Raw genomic sequence first — 19,353 nt, 5'->3', positions numbered from 1 at the left:
AGCATAGCACGCGGCGCCCACGCGCTGGCAAGCTGCCCCGGCGCTTCGGCGAGCCACGGGCGGGGCATGCCGGATCAATGGCGACACCCGTGTCGGCGCGCCGGGACCGGGGTCGGCTCTGCTAGAATCTCGGGTCCGATTTTCCGGCGCCGCCCCGGCAGGGTGGCGCCTCTCCCGTGGAGCCATTCGCCATGTACCAGTCCCCCCTTCTTCAGGATCTGCATGATCGCGGCCTGATCGCGCAACTGACCGACGCCGCGGCGCTCGATCAAAAGCTCGGCGAAGGCAAGGTGACGCTGTATTGCGGCTTCGACCCGACGGCCGACAGCCTGCACCTCGGCCATCTGGTGCCGGTGCTCATCCTCAAGCGCTTCCAGCAGGCCGGCCATCGGCCGATCGCGCTGGTCGGCGGCGCCACCGGGATGATCGGCGACCCCAGCTTCAAGGCGACCGAGCGCAAGCTCAACACGCCCGACGTGATCGCCGGCTGGGTGGACAACATCCGCGGCCAGGTCGCGCCCTTCCTCAGCTTCGAGGGCGACAACGCGGCGCTGATGGCGAACAACCACGACTGGTTCGGCGCGATGAACTGCCTCGAATTCCTGCGCGACATCGGCAAGCATTTCTCGGTCAACGCCATGATCAAGCGCGAATCGGTGCAGCAGCGCCTGGAACGTGAGGACCAGGGCATTTCCTACACCGAGTTCTCCTACGCGCTGCTGCAGGGCTACGATTTCGCCCAGCTCTACCGGCAATTCGGCTGCAGCCTGCAGGTCGGTGGCTCCGACCAGTGGGGCAACATCACCGCCGGCACCGACCTGACCCGTCGCCTGCACCAGGCCCAGGTCTACGGCCTGACCGTGCCGCTGATCACCAAGGCCGACGGCACCAAATTCGGCAAGACCGAATCCGGCGCCGTCTGGCTCGACCCGAAGAAGACCTCGCCCTACGCCTTCTACCAGTTCTGGCTGAACACCGCCGACGCCGACGTCTACAAGTTCCTCAAGTTCTTCACCTTCCTGCCGGTGGCGCGCATCAACGAGATCGAGGCGGCGGACAAGGCCAGCGGCGGCAAGCCGGAAGCCCAGCGCATCCTGGCCGAGGAAGCGACCCGCCTGGTGCATGGCGAAGTCGCGCTGATGGCCGCGCGCCGCATCACCGAGAGCCTGTTTCACGGTCAACTCGAAAATCTGACCGAAAACGACCTCGAACAGCTGGCCCAGGACGGCATGCCCGGCGTCGCGCTCGACAGCGCCGCCGACAGCCTGATCGACGCCCTGGCGGCGAGCGGCCTGGCCAAGTCGAAGTCGGAGGCGCGCAGCTTCATCCAGGGTGGCAGCGTCACCATCAACGGCAACAAGGCCGACGCCCTCGACCACCGCATCGTCGGCGACGACCGCCTCTACGGCCGCTTCACCATCCTGCGCCGCGGCAAGAAGCAGTACGCCATGCTGCGCTGGCAATAACCGGAAGCGTCATGGAATTCCTGCTCAGCCCCGAAATCTGGATCGCCTTCTTCACGCTGACCGCGCTGGAGCTGGTGCTCGGCATCGACAACATCATCTTCATCTCGATCATCGTCGACAAGCTGCCGGCCGAAAAACGCGAGTTCGCGCGCAAGCTCGGCCTGTTTCTCGCGATGTTCATGCGCATCGGCCTGCTGCTGACGCTGTCGTGGATCATCGGCATGACCGAGCCGGTGATCACCGTCTTCGACTTCGGCTTCTCCGGGCGCGACCTGATCCTGATCGCCGGCGGCCTGTTCCTGATCTGGAAGAGTACCGGCGAGGTGCACCAGCTGCTCGAGGGCGAGGAAGGCGAGGAATCGCACAAGATCGCCTCCAGCTTCGCCGGCATCATCCTGCAGATCATCGCCATCGATCTCGTCTTCTCGCTCGACTCGATCATCACCGCCGTCGGCATGGTCAAGGAGGTCGGCGTGATGATCGCCGCGGTGGTCGCCTCGGTCGGCCTGATGATGCTGTTCGCCAACGCCATCGGCAAGTTCGTCTCCGACCACCCGACGATCAAGATGCTGGCGCTGTCCTTCCTCGTCGTCGTCGGCGTCGTGCTGCTCGCCGACGGTTTCGGCCATCACGTGCCGAAGGGCTACATCTACTTCGCGATGGCCTTCTCGGTCGGCGTCGAGATGCTCAACATCCGCATGCGCAAGGCCGGCGTCAAACCGGTCGAACTGCGCGAGCCCTACGTCCGCGACGAACAGGCCCACTGAGTCCGATGCGCCAGCTGATCCTCGACCTGCTGCCGGAGAGTCCGCCGACGCTGGACAACTTCGTCGCCGGCGGCAACGACGAGACGCTGGCCGCGCTCACCGGCTGGCTGGCCGGCGCGCTCGAGAACACCGCCTTCTGCCTGCACGGCGAAACCGGCTGCGGCAAGAGCCACCTGCTGCTCGGCAGCGGTTTCACCTATGTCGACGCCGCCGCCAATCCCGGCCTCGACGGCATCACCGCCGGCGCGCCGCTGGCCGTCGACAACGTCGAGGCGCTCGACGCCAGCGGCCAGATCGCGCTGTTCGCGCTGTTCAACCAGCTCAAGGCCGACGGCGAACGCCTGCTCACCGCTGCCGGCCAGCCGCCCTCGCACCTGGCGCTGCGCGAGGACCTGCGCACCCGCCTCGGCTCCGGGCTGATCTACCGGCTGCAGCCGCTGTCCGATGCCGAAAAGGCGGCCGCCATCGCCGCCCAGGCCAGGGAGCGGGCGCTCAAGCTGACGCCCGAAATCATCGACTACCTGATGCGCCACGCACCGCGCAACATGCGCGCGCTGACCGCCCTGATCGTCGCCCTCGACCGTTACACCCTCGAACACAAGCGGGCGGTGACGCTGCCGCTGCTGCGCGAACTACTCCACCAGGAAACCACCGCATGAACCTCGCCCTCTTCGATCTCGACCACACCCTGCTCGCCGGCGATTCGGACTTCGAATGGGCGCAGTTCCTGATTTCCAAAGGCGTCGTCGACCGCGACATCCAGGAAGCCCGAAACATCGAGTTCTACGAGCACTACAAGGCCGGCACGCTCGACATCGCCGCCTTCCTCGAATTCCAGCTGGCGCCGCTGACCCGCCACCCGCGCGCCGAACTCGACGCCTGGCACCGCGAGTACATGGACCGCCACATCCGCCCGATCATCGGCGACGCGGCGCGCGCGCTGGTGCGCAGCCACCTCGACGCCGGCGACCTGTGCGTGATCGTCACCGCCACCAACAGCTTCGTCACCGGCCCGATCGCCCGCGAATTCGGCATCCCGCACCTGATCGGGACGATTCCGGCGGTCGACGTCAAGGACGGGGCATTTTTCGGCACGCCGACCGGCACGCCCTCGTTCCAGGCCGGCAAGATCGTCCGCGTCGAGCAGTGGCTGGAAGCCCAGGGCCTGTGGTGGGGCAGCTTCGAAAACACCAGTTTCTACAGCGATTCGCACAACGACCTGCCGCTGATGAAGCAGGTCCGGACGCCGGTCGCCGTGGACCCCGACGACAAACTGCGTGCGCACGCCAGCGAAATGGGCTGGAAAATCATCACTCTGCGGTAAAATTGCCGCTTTTCCGCAGCGCAGCATGCGCTTGACCCTCAGGAACTCGTGATCCGCAAACTCATTTCCCGCGTCTTCCGCGGCAACAAGAACAAGGGCAACCGGCATGAGCCGGCCGTGATTCCCGTCTCCAGCCACGGCATCACCCGCGACCGCCTCTCCAGCGGCAGCCGGCGCACCTGCGAAACCCTGCAGGCCGAAGGCTTCAAGGCCTACGTCGTCGGCGGCGCCGTGCGCGACCTGCTGATCGGCGCCGATCCCAAGGACTTCGACGTCGCCACCGACGCCACGCCCGAAGAGGTGCGCCGCTGCTTCCGCCGCTCGCGCATCATCGGCCGCCGCTTCCAGATCGTGCATGTGATGATGGGCCAGGAAGTCATCGAGGTGACCACCTTCCGCGGTCAACTAGACGAAACGACCAAAAAGGACGAACACGGCCGCGTGCTGCACGACAACGTCTTCGGCTCGCAGGCCGAGGATGCCGCCCGCCGCGACTTCACCGCCAATGCGCTGTATTACGACCCGAGCAGCGAGACCATCGTCGACTACCACCACGGCGTCGGCGACCTCAAGGCCAGGACGCTGCGCATGATCGGCGAGCCGCGCGCGCGCTACCGTGAGGACCCGGTGCGCATGCTGCGCGCCGTGCGCCTGGCGGCCAAGCTCGGCCTGGCCATCGACCCGGAGGCGAAGAAGCCGATCCGCGAGATGGCCGGCCTGCTCGAAAACGTGCCCGCCGCCCGCCTGTTCGACGAGATGCTCAAGCTGCTGACCTCGGGACATTCGGTCAAGTGCATCACGCAACTGCGCGACGAGGGCCTGCACCACGGCCTGCTGCCGCTGCTCGACGTGATCCTCGAACAGCCGCTCGGCGAGAAGTTCGTGATGCTGGCGCTGGCCAACACCGACGAACGCATCCGTCGCGGCAAGGGCACCTCGCCCGGCTTCCTCTTCGCCACCCTGCTCTGGCACGAGGTGCTGGCGCACTGGGACAAGATGAAGGCCAAGGGCGAAGCGAAGATTCCGGCACTGTTCCAGGCGATGGACACGGTCCTCGACGTGCAGGGCGAGAAGCTCGCCATCACCCGTCGCATCGCCGGCGACATCAAGGACATCTGGGCGCTGCAGCCGCGTTTCGAACAGCGCAGCGGCAAGCGCCCCTACGCGCTGCTCGAACAGCCGCGCTTCCGCGCCGGCTACGACTTCCTGCTGCTGCGCGCGCAGGCCGGCGAGATCGACATGGAGATCGCCGACTGGTGGACGCGCTTCCAGAATGTCGAGGGCGAACAGCGCGCCGGCATGCTCCAGGCCGAACCTGCCGGCGAGAAGAAGAAGCGCCGGCGTCGCAAGAAGCCGGCCAACGGCGCACCGTCCGCCAGCGACGCATGAGCCTTGCCTACATCGCCCTGGGCGCCAATCTCGGCGACCCGGCGGCGACCGTCAACGCGGCTTTTGCCGCGCTCGACCGGTTGCCGCACAGCCGCCTGCTGGCGAAATCGGCGCTTTACCGCACGGCGCCGGTCGGCATCGCCGACCAGCCGGAGTTCGTCAACGCGGCCGCCCGGCTGGAAACGACGCTGGCCCCGGAAGCGCTGCTCGACGCACTGCTCGACATCGAGCAGGCCTTCGGGCGCGTCCGTGCCGAGCGCAACGGCCCGCGCACGCTCGACCTCGACCTCCTGCTCTACGACGAACTGCGCCTGGCGACACCGCGCCTGATCCTGCCGCATCCGCGCCTGCACCTGCGTGCCTTCGTCCTGCAGCCGCTGGCCGAGCTGGCGCCCGACCTGGCGCTCCCCGGTCGCGGCCGCCTCGCCGCCTGGTTGCCGGCGGTTGCCAACCAGGGCATTCGTAAAATCTGATTTAAGGCTTGCCACTTCGGCGCTGCTGTGTATCCTTGGCGCCGTCAATAACGCCACGGGACGCCCATGTCTGCACAAAGCATCACCCGCCGCCTGACCCAGGCCGACCTCGCCAAGCTCCAGGCAGCCGGCGAGAAGGTCGCCATGTTCACCTGCTACGACGCCAGCTTCGCCCGCCTGCTCGACGGCGCCGGCGTCGACTGCCTGCTGATCGGCGATTCGCTCGGCAACGTCATCCAGGGCCACGACACGACGCTGCCGGTCACCGTCGCCGACATCGCCTACCACACCGCTGCCGTCAAGCGCGGCGCCGAACGCGCCTTCATCCTGGCCGACATGCCTTTCGGCAGTTTCCAGGAATCGCCCGAGGCCGCCTTCCGCAACGCCGTCACGCTGATGGCCGCCGGCGCCCAGATGGTCAAGCTCGAAGGCGGCGCCGAAATGGCGCCGACCATCCAGTTCCTGGTCAGCCGCGGCATTCCGGTCTGCGCCCACGTCGGCCTGACGCCGCAGTCGGTGCATGCGCTCGGCGGCTACAAGGTCCAGGGCAAGGGCGACGCGGCGGCGCGCAAGCTGCACGCCGACGCCCTCGCCGTGCAGGAAGCCGGCGCCACGATGATCGTCCTGGAAGCGATTCCCGCCGTGCTCGCCGCCGAAGTCACCGCGGCGCTGCACATCATCACCATCGGCATCGGTGCCGGCAAGGACTGCTCGGGCCAGGTCATGGTCCTGCACGACGCTTTCGACATCCCGCCGGGCAAGAAAGCCAAGTTTGTGCGCAATTTCATGGACGGCGCCAGCAGCCTGCACGACGCGGCCTGCCGTGCCGTCGCCGCCGTCAAGGACGGCAGCTATCCCGGCCCGGAACACACCTACGCTGCCTGAAATCATGCACATCCATTCCCGCATCGCCGACCTGCGCGCCGCGCTGGCCGACCGTCGCCGCATCGTTTTCGTCCCGACCATGGGCAATCTCCATGCCGGCCACATCAGCCTGATGGAACAGGCGCGCCGGCACGGTGACACCGTGGTCGCCTCGATCTTCGTCAATCGCCTGCAGTTCGGCCCGAACGAGGATTTCGACACCTATCCGCGCACCTTCCAGGCCGATTGCGACAAGCTCGCCGCAGCCGGTGTCGACGTCCTCTTCGCCCCGAGCGAGGCCGACCTCTATCCCGAACCGCAGGAATACTTCGTCGAACCGCCCAGCATCCAGAACATCCTCGACGGCGAATTCCGCCCCGGCCATTTCCGCGGTGTCGCCACCGTCGTCAGCAAGCTGTTCAACTGCGTCCAGCCGCAGGTCGCGATCTTCGGCAAGAAGGATTACCAGCAGCTGATGGTCCTGCGCAACATGAGCCGCCAGATGGCGCTGCCGATCGAGATCGTCGGCGGCGAGACGGTGCGCGCCGACGACGGCCTGGCGCTGTCGTCGCGCAACGGTTACCTGAGCGCCGCCGAGCGCGCCGAAGCGCCGCGCCTGCAGCGGCTGCTCGCCGGCATCCGGGCGGCGATCGTCGGCGGCAACCGCGATTTCGCGGCGCTGGAAAATGCCGCCATCGCCGAGTTGACCGTCAACGGCTGGAAAACCGACTACGTCTCGGTTCGCCGCCAGGCCGATCTGGCCCCGGCCGGCAGCGCCGACAACGCCCTCGTCGTGCTCGCCGCCAGCCGCCTCGGCAATACCCGGCTGATCGACAACATCGAGGTCTGACGCGGCCTGGCGGGCCGTTCGCCGGCCTGCCGACGGCGCCGAAAAAGATCGTTGACAGGCAGTCGAATGCCGTTAAAATTCGGGTCCCCCAACTGTCTGGATGAGTGAAACCATGCAGAGAACCATGTTGAAATCGAAGCTGCATCGCGTCACCGCCACGCACGCCGACCTGCACTACGAAGGCTCGTGCGCGATCGACGAGGATCTGCTGGAAGCAGCCGATATCAAGGAATACGAACAGATCGACATCTGGAACGTGAACAACGGCGAGCGTTTCACCACCTACGCGATCCGTGCCGAGCGCGGCTCGGGCGTCATCTCGGTCAATGGTTCCGCGGCTCGCCGCGCCGCCCCGGGCGACATCCTGATCATCGCCACCTTCGCCAGCTACGGCGAGGTCGAACTGGCCCGCCACGAGCCGTCGCTGATCTACGTCGATTCGCAGAACCGCATCGTCCGCCGCGGCCACAAGATTCCGGTCCAGGCCGCCGCCTGACCCGACGGCCAGCGCCGTCCGCCCGAAAGCCCGCCGCTTGGCGGGCTTTTCTTTTTATGTACAATCCGTTGCACTATTCGAAAAACCGCAACGGAGACCATTCATGGGCGTCGTATTCGCCAAGACCACCAAGGGCCAGGAAGAGCTGACCGCCAAGACCGGCGGCCTGACGCCGCGCCAGCGGCGGGTTTTGATCATGGTCGACGGCCGGCGCAGCGTCGACGAACTGCGCGAGATGCTGCAGGCCGACGACCTCCAGCACACCATCGGCCTGCTCGAGGAAGCCGGCTTCATCGAAATTGCCGCGCTCAAGGACGCCGACGGCACGACGCAGCCGGCCCCGGCCGGCCCGCTGCCGCCGATCACCGCCTTCCGGCCAGCACCGGAACCGCCGGACGCACAGGAAATGCAGCTGGCGCGCAATTTCATCCAGAACACGCTGAAGACCTTCTGCGGCCCCTTCGCCCACCTGCACATCGTCGAAGCGGCCTATGCCGCGAAGACGCATGACGAACTGCGCCTGCAGTTCGACCCGTGGTTCCACGCCGTCGTCCAGACGCGCGAAGGCCGCCGCCGGGCGGAGGAACTGCGCACGATGCTGCTCAAGGTGATCTAGCGGCCGGCGCTGCCGGCCCCCCGTCAGGCGGTGGGGTCGTCGCTCTTTTTCGGCTTGCGGCTGCGCGCCGGCTTCTTCTCGGCGCTTTTCGCGGCAGTCTTGGCGGAAGCCGCCTTTTTTGCCGGTTTTGCGCTGTCGACCGTCGGTGCCACCTCGGCCGCCGGTGCTTCGACCACCACCGGCGCAGCAGCGGCCTCGGCCGTCGCCTGGCGCGGACGGCGGCCGCCGCGACGCGGCTTCTCCGGCTTGGCCGCGACCTCCGGCACCTCCTCGGGCGCGGCTTCGCCGAGCGGTGCCGGGGTCACCGGCGCTGCCTCGACCGTCACCGCCTCGGCGACGGCCGGCGCGACAGGACTGTCGCCGCTGTCCTCACGAACCTCCTTGCGCCCGCGGCGACCGCCGCGCCGCCGGCCGGCCGGCTTGTCGTCGCTGGCCGCCGGCGGCTCGGCGGTTTTTTCGTTTTCCGGCAGGTCGACCGTCAGCGACTCGCCGCCGGCCTCGACCGCTGCCTCGGCGTCCTGCGGCCGGGCGCGGGTGACGTAGGTGCCCGACTTCTCGTCGCGACCGACCGCCAGCAGCCCGTGGGCGGCAGCGTCCTCGAGCAGGTTGCCGAAGGTGCGGAAGCCGTAGTAACTCTCGCTGAAGCCGGGATTGCGCCGCTTGACCACTTCCTTGAGCACCGAGGCCCAGATCCGTTCGGCTTCGCCGCGGTCGGCCATGAGATCGACGAAGGTTGCCGAAACCAGTTCGATGGCCTTGGCCTTGCGCTCCTCGATCTTGGCGTTGCGCTTGGCTTCCTCTTCCGGCGAGCGCTTCTCGCGTTCGCGGCGCTGGCCGCCGCGCTGCGCCTCGCGGTCGCGGACGAGGTCGTCGTAGTAGATGAATTCGTCGCAGTTGGTGACCAGCAGGTCGGAGCAGGACTGCTTGACGCCGACGCCGATGACCTTCTTTGCGTTCTCGCGCAGCTTGGAGACCAGCGGCGAGAAGTCGGAGTCGCCGGAGATGATCACGAAGGTATCGACGTGCGACTTGGTGTAGCAGAGGTCGAGCGCGTCGACGACCATGCGGATGTCGGCGGAGTTCTTGCCCGACTGGCGGACGTGCGGGATCTCGATCAGCTCGAAGTTGGCCTCGTGCATCGCCGCCTTGAAGCCCTTGTAGCGCTCCCAGTCGCAGTAGGCCTTCTTGACGACGATGCTGCCCTTGGCGAGCAGGCGCTCGAGCACCGGGCGGATGTCGAATTTTTCGTATTGGGCGTCGCGCACGCCGAGGGCGATGTTCTCGAAGTCGCAGAAAAGCGCCATGCTGGCGGTGTCGTTGGCGGCCATGAAGTCGATCCGTTGGAAGAAGCCCGCAGTATACCGCCTCAGCCGCCGGCCAATTGCTTCAGTTCGGCGTCGTCGAAGAGCCGCGAACGGGTGATGAAACACTGGCCGCTGCCGCATTCGAGCGAAAAGGTCCCGCCCTGGCCGGCGACCGCGTCGATGACCAGTTGCGTGTGCTGCCAGTACTCGTACTGGGCGGCGCTGATGTAGAACGGCAGGCCGCCGATCTCGCCGAGATGGATGTCGTGGTCGCCGAGCGTCAGCTCGCCGGCCAGGTAGCAGTTCGGGCTGCTGTTGTCGCAGCAGCCGCCCGACTGGTAGAAGAACAGCGCCGGCCCGTGCTCGGCGCGCAGGCTGTCGATCAGCGCCAGCGCCGCCGGCGTGGCCATGACACGGTCGACCATGGTTTTCCTCCAAAAAAGCGGGGGCACGCAGCCCCCGTCAAAGCCCGCAAGGGCACGCAGAGATGATGCGTCGAACTAGAGCGCGGCGGCGAAGATGCCTTCGATCTCGGCCTGATCGGCCGGCCGCGGATTGGTCAGGCCGCAGGCGTCCTTGAGCGCGTTGGCGGCCAGCGTCGGAATGTCTTCCGGCTTGACGCCGAGTTCGCGCAGGCCGGCGGGAATGCCGATGGCCGCCGACAGCTCGCGGATCGCCGCCAGGCAGCGGGCGGCGTTGTCGGCCGCCGACGCGCCGGCGACGGCGACGCCCATCGCCGCAGCGACATCGGCCAGGCGCCCGGGAACGACCGCCGCATTGAAGGCTTCGACGTGCGGCAGCAGCACCGCGTTGCAAACCCCGTGCGGCAGGTTGTAGAAGCCGCCGAGCTGGTGCGCCATGGCATGGACGTAGCCAAGCGAGGCGTTGTTAAAGGCCATGCCGGCGAGGAACTGGGCGTAGGCCATGGCTTCGCGGGCAGCGACGTCCTGACCGTCGGCGACGGCCTGGCGCAGGTTGGCGGCGATCATGCTCACCGCCTTCAGGGCGCAGGCATCGGTGATCGGCGTCGCCGCCGTCGACACGTAGGCCTCGACCGCGTGCGTCAGCGCGTCCATGCCGGTCGCCGCGGTCAGCGCCGGCGGCTTGGCCAGCATCAGCAGCGGGTCGTTGACCGAGAGCAGCGGCGTGACATGGCGGTCGACGATGGCCATCTTGATGTGCCGCGACTCGTCGGTGATGATGCAGAAGCGCGTCATCTCGCTGGCCGTGCCGGCCGTCGTGTTGATCGCGATCAGCGGCAGCTGCGGCTTGGCCGAGCGGTCCACGCCTTCGTAGTCGGCGATGCCGCCGCCGTTGGTGGCGACCAGCGCGATGCCCTTGGCGCAATCGTGCGGCGAACCGCCGCCGAGCGAGACGACGCAGTCGCAGCCGGCGGCGCGCAGGCGGGCGAGGCCGGCCTCGACGTTGCCGATGGTCGGATTCGGCTGGGCGCCGGCGAAAATCTCGCTGGCGATCCCGGATTTTTCGAGCAGCCCGGCGACGCGGGCAGCGACACCGGCCTGTTCGAGCCAGGCGTCGGTGACGATCAGCGCGCGCCGGTAGCCGTAGCCGGCCAGCGATTGAACCGCGCTTTCCAGACAGCCCTCGCCCATCATGTTGATGGCGGGGATGAAGAAGGTGCTTTGTGCCATGTGACTCCCTTTCAGAAACCCGGCGGGCGCCGCTTCCCCTTGAAGACGGACCTGCCGCCGGGGACAGGATAAAAGAAAAACGCCCGCGGCAGGCGGGCGTTGGCAGTCGGCTTAGAAGAAGCCGAGCTTCTGTTCGGCGTAGCTGACCAGCAGGTTCTTGGTTTGCTGGTAGTGGTCGAGCATGACCTTGTGCGTCTCGCGGCCGATGCCCGATTCCTTGTAGCCGCCGAAGGCCGCGTGCGCCGGGTAGGCGTGGTAGCAGTTGGTCCACACGCGGCCGGCCTGGATGGCGCGGCCCATGCGGTAGGCGACGTTGCCGTTGCGGCTCCAGACGCCGGCGCCGAGGCCGTAGAGGGTGTCGTTGGCGATCGCCAGGGCTTCGGCTTCGTCCTTGAAGGTGGTCACGGCGAGCACCGGCCCGAAGATTTCTTCCTGGAAGATGCGCATCTTGTTGTGGCCCTTGAACAGCGTCGGCTGGATGTAATAACCGCCTTCGATGTCGCCGCCGAGGTGGGCGCGTTCGCCACCGATCAGCACCTGCGCGCCTTCTTCCTTGCCCAGCTTGAGATAGGACTCGATCTTGTCCATCTGGATCTGCGAGGCTTGCGCACCCATCATCGTCTCGGTGTCGAGCGGCGAGCCCTGCTTGATCGCGGCAACCCGCTTCAGCGCCTTTTCCATGAACCTGTCGTAGATCGATTCCTGGATCAGCGCGCGGCTCGGGCAGGTACACACTTCACCCTGGTTGAAGGCGAACAGGACCAGGCCTTCGATCGCCTTGTCGAGGAAGCCGTCGTCCTTGTCCATCACGTCGGCGAAGAAGATGTTGGGCGACTTGCCACCCAGTTCCAGCGTCGCCGGGATCAGGTTGTTGGCGGCGGCTTGGGCGATCACGCGGCCGGTGGCGGTGGAGCCGGTGAAGGCGATCTTGGCGATGCGCTTGCTGGTGGCGAGCGGCATGCCGGCTTCGCGGCCGTAGCCGTTGACGATGTTGAGGACGCCCGGCGGCAACAGGTCGGCGATCAGGTCCATCAGGATCAGGATCGAGATCGGCGTCGATTCGGCCGGCTTGAGCACCACGCAGTTGCCGGCACCGAGCGCCGGCGCCAGCTTCCAGGCGGCCATCAGGATCGGGAAGTTCCAGGGGATGATCTGGCCGACGACGCCGAGCGGCTCATGGATGTGATAAGCCATGGTGTTTTCGTCGATTTCCGAGATGCCGCCTTCCTGCGAGCGCAGGCAGCCGGCGAAGTAACGGAAGTGATCGACGGCGAGCGGGATGTCGGCGTTCAGCGTTTCGCGGATCGGCTTGCCGTTGTCGACGGTCTCGGCGTAGGCCAGCAGTTCGAGGTTCTGTTCGAGGCGGTCGGCGATCTTGAGCAGGATGTTCGAGCGGGTCGCGGCATCGGTCTTGCCCCATTTCGGGAAGGCGGCGTGGGCGGCGTCGAGCGCCAGTTCGATGTCCTCGGCGGAGGAACGGGCGACCTGCGTGTACACCTTGCCGTTGACCGGGGTCACCACGTCGAAGTACTGGCCCTTGACCGGCGCGGTCCAGCGGCCGTTGATGAAGTTGTCGTACTTGGCCTTGTAGGCGATTTTTGCACCAGCGGTGCCGGGGGCTGCGTAGATCATTTTGTCTCCTGTTTTTACGAATGGATGAATCGTTTGCCTGGCGGCCCGAACTCCTTATCAAGTGCCGTGCCAGCTGGCCAAGTGCTTGAATTCAAAAAACTCCCGTTTTCGGCAGTCGACCGTCAAAGGCTGCTGGAACGTTGCACGATGCGACAACTGTCACAATCTGGAACACTGCCACGCGATTGTTTCCGGAAGTCTTGCATCCGCCTCGCGCCGCCCTATACTCGTCGAAAAGCCGGGCATGGATCCGGCCAGGAGACAAATCCGATGCGCGCGAATTCCCCCGTGCCGGCGCCGCTGCTGCGGCAAGCCCGGCGCAAGCTGCTGGCTGGCGACGACTTTTCCGATGCGACGATCGACGAGCGCCTCGCCCGCTCCTGGCGGCGCAGCCTCGCCGCCGGGCTGTCGCCGACCGGCCGCCTGGCCGTCCCCGACAACCTCACGGCGAGCGAACTCGGCCGCGCCCTGGGGCGCAACCACGAGTTGCTCAACCACTCGCGGCCGATCATGGAATACCTGTTCGAGCAGGTCCGCCACAGCCACAGCATGGTCGTCCTCGCCGACAACCGCGGCGTCCTCATGCACACCCTCGGCGATGCCGATTTCCTGGGCAAGGCCGAGCGCGTCGCACTGATGTCGGGCGCCTGCTGGGACGAGCGCCAGCGCGGCACCAACGCGATCGGCACGGCGCTGGCCGAGGCAGCGGGGATCGAGATCCATGGCGACGAGCACTTCCTCGAACGCAACGGCTTCCTCACCTGCGCCGCCGCGCCGATCGTCTCGGCGACCGGCGAACTGCTCGGCATCCTCGACATTTCCGGCGACCGGCGCAGCCGCCATCCGCACACCCTGGGCCTGGTCAACACCGCCGCCCGGATGATCGAGAACCGCCTGGTCGCCGACGCCTGTCGCCGCCACCTGCGCCTCTACCTGCATCCCGACCCGGCCGGCATCGGCACCGTCGCCGAAGGCATCGTCGCGCTCTCCGAGGATGGCTGGATCGTCGGCGCCAACCGCAACGCGCTGCGCATGCTCGGGCTGGCCACCGCCGACATCGGCGGCACGCCGCTGTTCCGCACGGTCGACGCCCGCCTCGAAGACATTCTCGCGCAAGCCCGGCGGCGGCCGCAGCAGCCGCTGCGCCTGCACCGCCCGGACGGCACGCCGCTCTACGCCCGTCTCGACGGCCACGAGCCACGCGCGCTGGCGGTTGCCGGCAGCGCCGCGCCGGCCCGCAGCGACGCGCTGGCCGCGCTCGACACCGGCGACGCCCGCTGGCGAGCGGCCGCCGACCGGGCCCGGCGCATCGTCGGCAAGGACATCCCGCTGCTGATCACCGGCGAATCCGGCGTCGGCAAGGAAATGTTCGCGCGCGCCGCGCACCAGTCATCGCCGCAGCGCGACGGCCCCTTCGTCGCGATCAACTGCGCGGCGCTGCCGGAGAGCCTGATCGAAGCCGAACTCTTCGGCTACGTCGGCGGCGCCTTCACCGGCGCCCGCAAGGAAGGCTACATCGGCCGCCTGCGCGAAGCCGACGGCGGCACGCTGTTCCTCGACGAAATCGGCGACATGCCGCTGGCGATGCAGACGCGGCTGCTGCGCGTGCTCCAGGAACGCCAGGTGACGCCGCTCGGCGGCGGCCAGCCGGTGGACCTGCGCTTCGCGCTGATCTGCGCGACCCACCGCGACCTGCCCGGCGCCTGCGCCGCCGGCGCCTTCCGCAGCGACCTCTACTACCGGATCAACGGCCTCACGCTGCAGCTGCCGGCCTTGCGCCAGCGCAGCGATTTCGCCGCGCTCTGCGACAAGCTGCTCGACCAGCTCTTCCCCGACAGCCCGCCGAGCATCGCCCCGGCCCTGCAGCAACGCCTTGCCGCCTACGCCTGGCCGGGCAACCTGCGCCAGCTGGCCAGCGCGCTGCGCACCGCCGGCGCCATGCTGGATCCGGGCGAAACGCGGATCGACTGGTGCCACCTGCCCGACGACCTGCTCGAGGCGCTCCAGCAGGCGCCTGAAAAAACGCCGGAAAACCCGGTCGACCGTAAAAACCTGGCCGCCATGTCGCTCGCCGCGATCCACCAGGCGCTCGCCGAGCATGCCGGCAACCACAGCGCCGCCGCCCGCCAGCTCGGGATCAGCCGGCAGACGCTGTACCGCAAGCTCAAGGAGTCGCCGACTGGGTAAGCCCGAATAGGTATTGCGAGCGGACGTGGTGGGGTGACACCATGCCGCAGTCCAACCATTGAAGGCCCAGTCATGAATCCCACTTCCAACCTGGACATCGCCGCCCTGATCGGGCGCCTGCCGCTGTTCTCCAGCATGCTGCCCGAGGAAATCGCGCGCATTGCCCGCGGTACGCGCGAGATCCGTGCCGCCAAGGGCGACATCCTGTTTCACAAGGGCGACCCCAACCTCGGTTTCCACCTGCTGCTGTCCGGCCAGATCAAGCTCGCCTTCACCTCGGCGCAAGGCAACGAGAAAGTCGTCGAGATCATCAGCCCGGGGCAGACCTTCGGCGAAGCGATCATGTTCATGGACACGCCCTACATCGTCTTCGCCCAGGCGCTCGCCGATTCGCAGATGCTGCACATTTCCAAGGCGGCGCTCTACGAGGAACTCGAGAACGACCCGCGCCTGGCGCGCAAGATGCTGGCCAGCATGGCCATGCGCCTGCACCAGTTGATGAACGACATGGAAGGCTATTCGCTGCATTCGGGCAAGGAGCGGATCATCGCCTACCTGCTGCGCGAACTGCCGGCCAGCGCCGAGCACGACAAGTCGGCGACGGTCTCGCTGCCGACCACCAAGGGCGTCGTCGCCTCGCGCCTGAACCTGACCCAGGAACACTTCTCGCGCATCCTGCACGAACTGGTCGAGGACCGGCTGATCATCGTGCATGGCCGCGACATCGAGATTCCCGACCTCGGCCGACTGCGCAGCTACGCCGCCTGAAACAAGGGCCGGCGATAAAAAAAAGGGCGGATGAAAATCCGCCCTTTTTCGTGGTCGACCGTCAGATTCAGTCGGTCAGCAACTTGCCCTGGTTGAGCAGGTTCTGGATCACCTGCTGGTCGGTGGTACTGCTGCCGACCAGGTTAACCCCGGTCAGGACGATCTGCTGGACGTCGTTGTTATTGACGTTGGTCGGCAGGCCGGAGGCGTTGTTGTTGTTGCTGAACGACCCCGTGGCGCTGACGTAGATCGTCGTGTTGCCGCCCGAGTACTGGAAGTGCAGGTAGTTGTCGAGCGCGCCGGCGGTGGTCGCCGAGCCCTGCAGCAGGTCGCGCAGGTCGAGGCGATCGCCGCCGCTGGCAAAGGCGGCCGTATCGAAGTTGTTGATCGTATCGATCGCCGGCGCCGCGACGGTGCCCGCATCCGAGAAGAACCAGCGGAAGGTGTCGGCACCCGCACCGCCATCCATGGTGTCGTTGCCGGCACCACCGATGATGGTATCGGCACCGCCACCGCCATTGATGGTGTCGTTGCCGTCACCACCGTGGATGTACTCGGCGGCATTGCTGCCGATGATGGTGTCGGCACCGCTGGTCCCGATGATGGTCTGGCCATCGGCCCCGGAATCGCGGTTGAGGATCAGCGTCATCTGCCCCTGGCCGCTGCGATCGGCATCGTTATCAACCAGTTCGAAGCTGATCACTTCGGTCAACGTTGCCGGCATGTTCACCGGCGGCACGTACTGGTAGGAACCGTCGTCGAGATCGACCGTGAACAAGCCGCCCTGCTCGGTGCGGATGACCAGCACGTGGGTGGTCGTGTTGAACGAGACCAGCGTGCTGCTGCCGCTGCCGTCCTGGACGATGGTGCCGTTGCCGTTCCAGTAGAAGGTCCGGCGATCGCCATCCGGCCCGATCGCGATCGAGTAGATGTGGCCACCGTCGGCACCGACCGCACCCGGCGTCGCGCCGACCAGCAGGTTGCCCGTCTGTACCGGCGGGATCGTGCTCTGCAGCGCTGCGTCGAGGTCGTTCCAGTTGCTCACCACCTGACCGTTGGCATCGGTGCCGGTGGCACCGTTCCAGGCGATCGGGTTGATGTAGTCCTGGCTGGTGAAGCTGCCGTCCGGATCGTTCTGGCTGGCAAACGGCCCGCCCATGGCGAACGAGAAGGAATTGACCTTGTTCGTGTTGAGGAAGTTGGTCCAGGTCGTTTCCTCGCTGGTCTGGATGCCGGTATCGCTGCCCGACTGGTCGGAACCGGTGCCGTTGCGCGTCCCGCTCAACTCCGTGTCGCTACCCGAACCGAAGGTCGGCAGACCGTCGGTCAGGAAGTAGGAGACGTTCTGCGCGCCGGACAGCTTGTTGGCGGTGGCAAAGGCCGTCATCGCCGCGGCCAGCGCCGCGTCGTAATTGGTCCCGCCGTTGCCGGCCGTCGGCGACAGACTGTAGAGGTAGTCGAGCACGGTGCCGACGTTCTGCCACTGGGTATAGACCGAGGCAGCGGTATCCGAGAAGGTCACCAGCTGCACGCGGACGTTGCCGAGCTGGTCGTACTGCTGCAGCAGGCGGGCGATCGATTCGACGGCGGCTTCGAGACGGGTCATCGAGACCCCGTTGATCGTCACCGTGCTGTCCATACTGCCGGACAAGTCGAGCACCAGCAGGACATTGGTGTCCTGGCTGACGGCAACGTTCGTCGTCTGCTGGCTGGCCGTCGGCGCATCGTCCTCGATGACCACGTTCAGCGTCGTGCTGGTCGAGCCGACGCCATCCGAGACGGTGACGCCGACGTTGAGCGACAGCGTGTCCTCGCCGGCCGCCGGATGATCGACCGGCGCCGACAACGTCACCTTGTAGGCACCGCTGTTGCTCATGCTGACGCGCACGACTTCGGTAGTTCCGGCCATGCCGACCAGGTCGGCGCCGTTGCTGCCACCGCTCCAGGTGATCTGGACGCCGCCCGAGGTCAGCGTTTCGCTCGGCGCCGTCAGCGAGATCGTGAAGCTGCTGCTGTCCGGGTCGGTGATCGTCAGGTTGCCGTCGAAGACCGCGACGTTGCTCTGATCGGTGTTGCCGGTATCGTCGAGAACGCCGCCAGGCAGCGCTTCTTCCGAGAGGCGCACCGGATCCGGCGTGGCCACGAAGGGCAGATCGTTGGTGCCGGTGATGGTGATCGTCAGCTGCGCCCGGTCGGTGCCGCCCTTGCCGTCGCTGACGGTGTAGGTGAATACGTCGGTCGCGGTGGCGCCCTGGGCCAGCGAGTTGGCCTTGTCGGCGACATAGGTGTAGCTGCCGTCGTCGTTCAGCGTCAGATGGCCCCAGGCACCTTCGAGGCTGACCCCGACGGTCCCCGCCGTGCCGCTGCCAGCTTCGCTGCCGGTGCGGACTGCAGTGACCAGCAGGTTGTCGCCATCGGCATCGCTGTCGCGACCGCCGGCGACCAGACCGCTGAGAATCACGCCGTTGGCCGCGTTGACCGTCAGCGTCGCATCCTCGTTGACCGCACCGGTATCGTTGTTGGCGACCGGAGGATCGTTGACCGAGACGACATTGATCACGGCGGTGGCCGTGTTCGAGTTGTTCACCGCGTCGTTGACCGTGACATTGACCGTGCGCGGCGTCGTGTCCGGCGTCTCGCTGGTGCTGCTGAAGCGGATCGCCTCGATCGCGGTCTCGTAGGCCGCCTTGCTCGCCGAACCGGTGAGGCTCACCGTGATCCGGCCGGCAACGCTGGTGTCGACCGTGGCCGAGATGCCCGCCGGCAGGCCGCCGAAGGACAGCACGTCGCCGGCCTTGGCGTTGGTCAGCACGATCGTCGCCGAGGCCATGTTGGCATCGTCAAGATCGACGATCAGCGAATCGCTGTCGGCGATCGCGACGCCACTGCCGTTCTCGGTGTAGGTCGTGGTGTAGCCGGTTCCCGCCGCGGAGGCATCGAGGTCGAGCGTCGGCGGCGCCAGGTCGTTGTTGACGATGGTGCCGGTGGCCGTCGGCTGCGTCACCGTCAGCGACTGGCCGTGGCCGGTCGCCGAGGTGATGGTGGCGATCACCGTCTCGCTGGGCTCGAAAATGCCGTCGACAATCGGGTCGACCGTGAACGTCGCGCTGGTCTGGCCGGCCGGAATGGTCACCGTGCCGGTCGCCGTCGTCGTGTAGTCGTCGCCCGAGGTTGCCGTACCGGTCAGGGTATAGGTCACCGTCGTCGGGAATTCCGAGGCATTGCTCAGGGTGATCGTGAAGGTCATCACGCCCGGATCGTTCTCGTCGATGCTCGCCGGATCGACCGAAATCGAGACCGTCGGACGGTCGTCCACCGGCGGTTGCGGCGGCGTCGGCGGATTCACCGGCGGCGGCGGTACCGCGCTGCCGTCGTCCGTGATCGTCCCGACACCCGCGTCCGTGCCCCGTACCGTCCCCGCCGTCAGCGTGAACGTCTCCGGACCTTCATACACCTTGTTCGGCTCGTCCGCCGTCGTCGCCACCGACACGTAGAACGTCGTCGTCCCGGCCGGTACCGTCACCTGACCGCCAACCACGTCCTGCCACGTCGCTCCGTTGTCGAA

General features: G+C 67.0%; 17 protein-coding genes. 12 read left to right on the top strand and 5 right to left on the bottom strand.

Annotated elements, in window-relative coordinates; genetic code table 11:
• Window positions 1-191 precede the first annotated feature (191 nt).
• The 10 genes from tyrS to DFR40_RS02605 all read left to right on the top strand — a co-directional run bounded on the left by tyrS (window position 192) and on the right by DFR40_RS02605 (window position 8,245).
• Complete coding sequence (gene tyrS, locus DFR40_RS02650) at window positions 192-1,466, top strand: tyrosine--tRNA ligase (protein WP_121456953.1); 1,275 nt, start codon at window positions 192-194, stop codon at window positions 1,464-1,466.
• A gap of 11 nt (window positions 1,467-1,477) precedes the next feature.
• A complete protein-coding gene (locus DFR40_RS02645; protein ID WP_121456952.1) occupies window positions 1,478-2,233 on the top strand; it encodes a TerC family protein in 756 nt (251 codons plus the stop codon).
• A 5-nt stretch (window positions 2,234-2,238) separates the two neighbouring features.
• A complete protein-coding gene (gene hda / locus DFR40_RS02640; protein WP_121456951.1) occupies window positions 2,239-2,892 on the top strand; it encodes a DnaA regulatory inactivator Hda in 654 nt (217 codons plus the stop codon).
• Complete coding sequence (locus DFR40_RS02635) at window positions 2,889-3,557, top strand: histidinol-phosphatase (RefSeq protein ID WP_121456950.1); 669 nt, start codon at window positions 2,889-2,891, stop codon at window positions 3,555-3,557. The genes hda and DFR40_RS02635 overlap by 4 nt, the downstream gene beginning before the upstream one ends.
• A gap of 48 nt (window positions 3,558-3,605) precedes the next feature.
• Entirely contained in the window at window positions 3,606-4,946 is a 1,341-nt protein-coding gene (gene pcnB, locus DFR40_RS02630) for a polynucleotide adenylyltransferase PcnB (RefSeq protein WP_121456949.1), read from the top strand.
• Window positions 4,943-5,419: a 2-amino-4-hydroxy-6-hydroxymethyldihydropteridine diphosphokinase gene (gene folK, locus DFR40_RS02625; RefSeq protein WP_121456948.1), complete on the top strand. Its 477-nt coding sequence runs from the start codon at window positions 4,943-4,945 to the stop codon at window positions 5,417-5,419. The genes pcnB and folK overlap by 4 nt, the downstream gene beginning before the upstream one ends.
• A gap of 66 nt (window positions 5,420-5,485) precedes the next feature.
• Window positions 5,486-6,304 carry a 3-methyl-2-oxobutanoate hydroxymethyltransferase gene (gene panB / locus DFR40_RS02620; RefSeq protein WP_121456947.1) on the top strand — a complete coding sequence of 273 codons (819 nt, stop codon included), beginning with the start codon at window positions 5,486-5,488 and terminating at the stop codon, window positions 6,302-6,304.
• 4 nt (window positions 6,305-6,308) lie between these two features.
• The gene (gene panC, locus DFR40_RS02615; protein WP_121456946.1) at window positions 6,309-7,133 is read left to right on the top strand and encodes a pantoate--beta-alanine ligase; all 825 of its coding nucleotides are present in this window, start codon (window positions 6,309-6,311) and stop codon (window positions 7,131-7,133) included.
• A gap of 124 nt (window positions 7,134-7,257) precedes the next feature.
• Window positions 7,258-7,629 (top strand): aspartate 1-decarboxylase, encoded by a 372-nt coding sequence (gene panD, locus DFR40_RS02610; RefSeq protein WP_245985583.1) that lies wholly within the window; start codon window positions 7,258-7,260, stop codon window positions 7,627-7,629.
• A gap of 103 nt (window positions 7,630-7,732) precedes the next feature.
• Window positions 7,733-8,245, top strand: coding sequence for a hypothetical protein (locus DFR40_RS02605; protein WP_121456945.1), 513 nt, complete (start codon window positions 7,733-7,735; stop codon window positions 8,243-8,245).
• A 23-nt stretch (window positions 8,246-8,268) separates the two neighbouring features.
• Here DFR40_RS02605 and DFR40_RS02600 read toward each other — a convergent pair whose 3' ends face one another.
• From DFR40_RS02600 to exaC, 4 genes are all read right to left on the bottom strand, one after another.
• A complete protein-coding gene (locus DFR40_RS02600) occupies window positions 8,269-9,573 on the bottom strand; it encodes an NYN domain-containing protein (protein WP_121456944.1) in 1,305 nt (434 codons plus the stop codon).
• Between the two features lie 38 nt (window positions 9,574-9,611).
• Window positions 9,612-9,974: a DUF779 domain-containing protein gene (locus DFR40_RS02595; RefSeq protein ID WP_121456943.1), complete on the bottom strand. Its 363-nt coding sequence runs from the start codon at window positions 9,972-9,974 to the stop codon at window positions 9,612-9,614.
• 75 nt (window positions 9,975-10,049) lie between these two features.
• Window positions 10,050-11,201, bottom strand: a complete 1,152-nt coding sequence (yiaY, locus tag DFR40_RS02590) for an L-threonine dehydrogenase (RefSeq protein ID WP_121456942.1) — start codon at window positions 11,199-11,201, stop codon at window positions 10,050-10,052.
• A gap of 111 nt (window positions 11,202-11,312) precedes the next feature.
• A complete protein-coding gene (gene exaC / locus DFR40_RS02585; protein ID WP_121456941.1) occupies window positions 11,313-12,833 on the bottom strand; it encodes an acetaldehyde dehydrogenase ExaC in 1,521 nt (506 codons plus the stop codon).
• Window positions 12,834-13,103: 270 nt separating this feature from the next.
• Between exaC and DFR40_RS02580 the strand changes: the two genes are divergently transcribed.
• Together DFR40_RS02580 and DFR40_RS02575 are read left to right on the top strand one after the other, a co-directional pair.
• Entirely contained in the window at window positions 13,104-15,020 is a 1,917-nt protein-coding gene (locus DFR40_RS02580) for a sigma-54-dependent Fis family transcriptional regulator (protein ID WP_121456940.1), read from the top strand.
• Window positions 15,021-15,092: 72 nt separating this feature from the next.
• Window positions 15,093-15,788 carry a Crp/Fnr family transcriptional regulator gene (locus DFR40_RS02575; RefSeq protein WP_121456939.1) on the top strand — a complete coding sequence of 232 codons (696 nt, stop codon included), beginning with the start codon at window positions 15,093-15,095 and terminating at the stop codon, window positions 15,786-15,788.
• Between the two features lie 67 nt (window positions 15,789-15,855).
• On the opposite strand, the gene DFR40_RS02570 is transcribed toward DFR40_RS02575, so the two are convergent.
• Window positions 15,856-19,353 (bottom strand): beta strand repeat-containing protein (locus DFR40_RS02570; RefSeq protein ID WP_121456938.1); only part of this gene is annotated, 3,498 nt, incomplete at its 5' end.

Origin of the sequence: Azonexus fungiphilus, assembly GCF_003634965.1 — a bacterium.
Taxonomy (GTDB): domain Bacteria; phylum Pseudomonadota; class Gammaproteobacteria; order Burkholderiales; family Rhodocyclaceae; genus Azonexus; species Azonexus fungiphilus.
The sequence above is the reverse complement of the archived record's forward strand: the minus strand, read 5'-3'. Positions and strand labels throughout refer to the sequence as shown.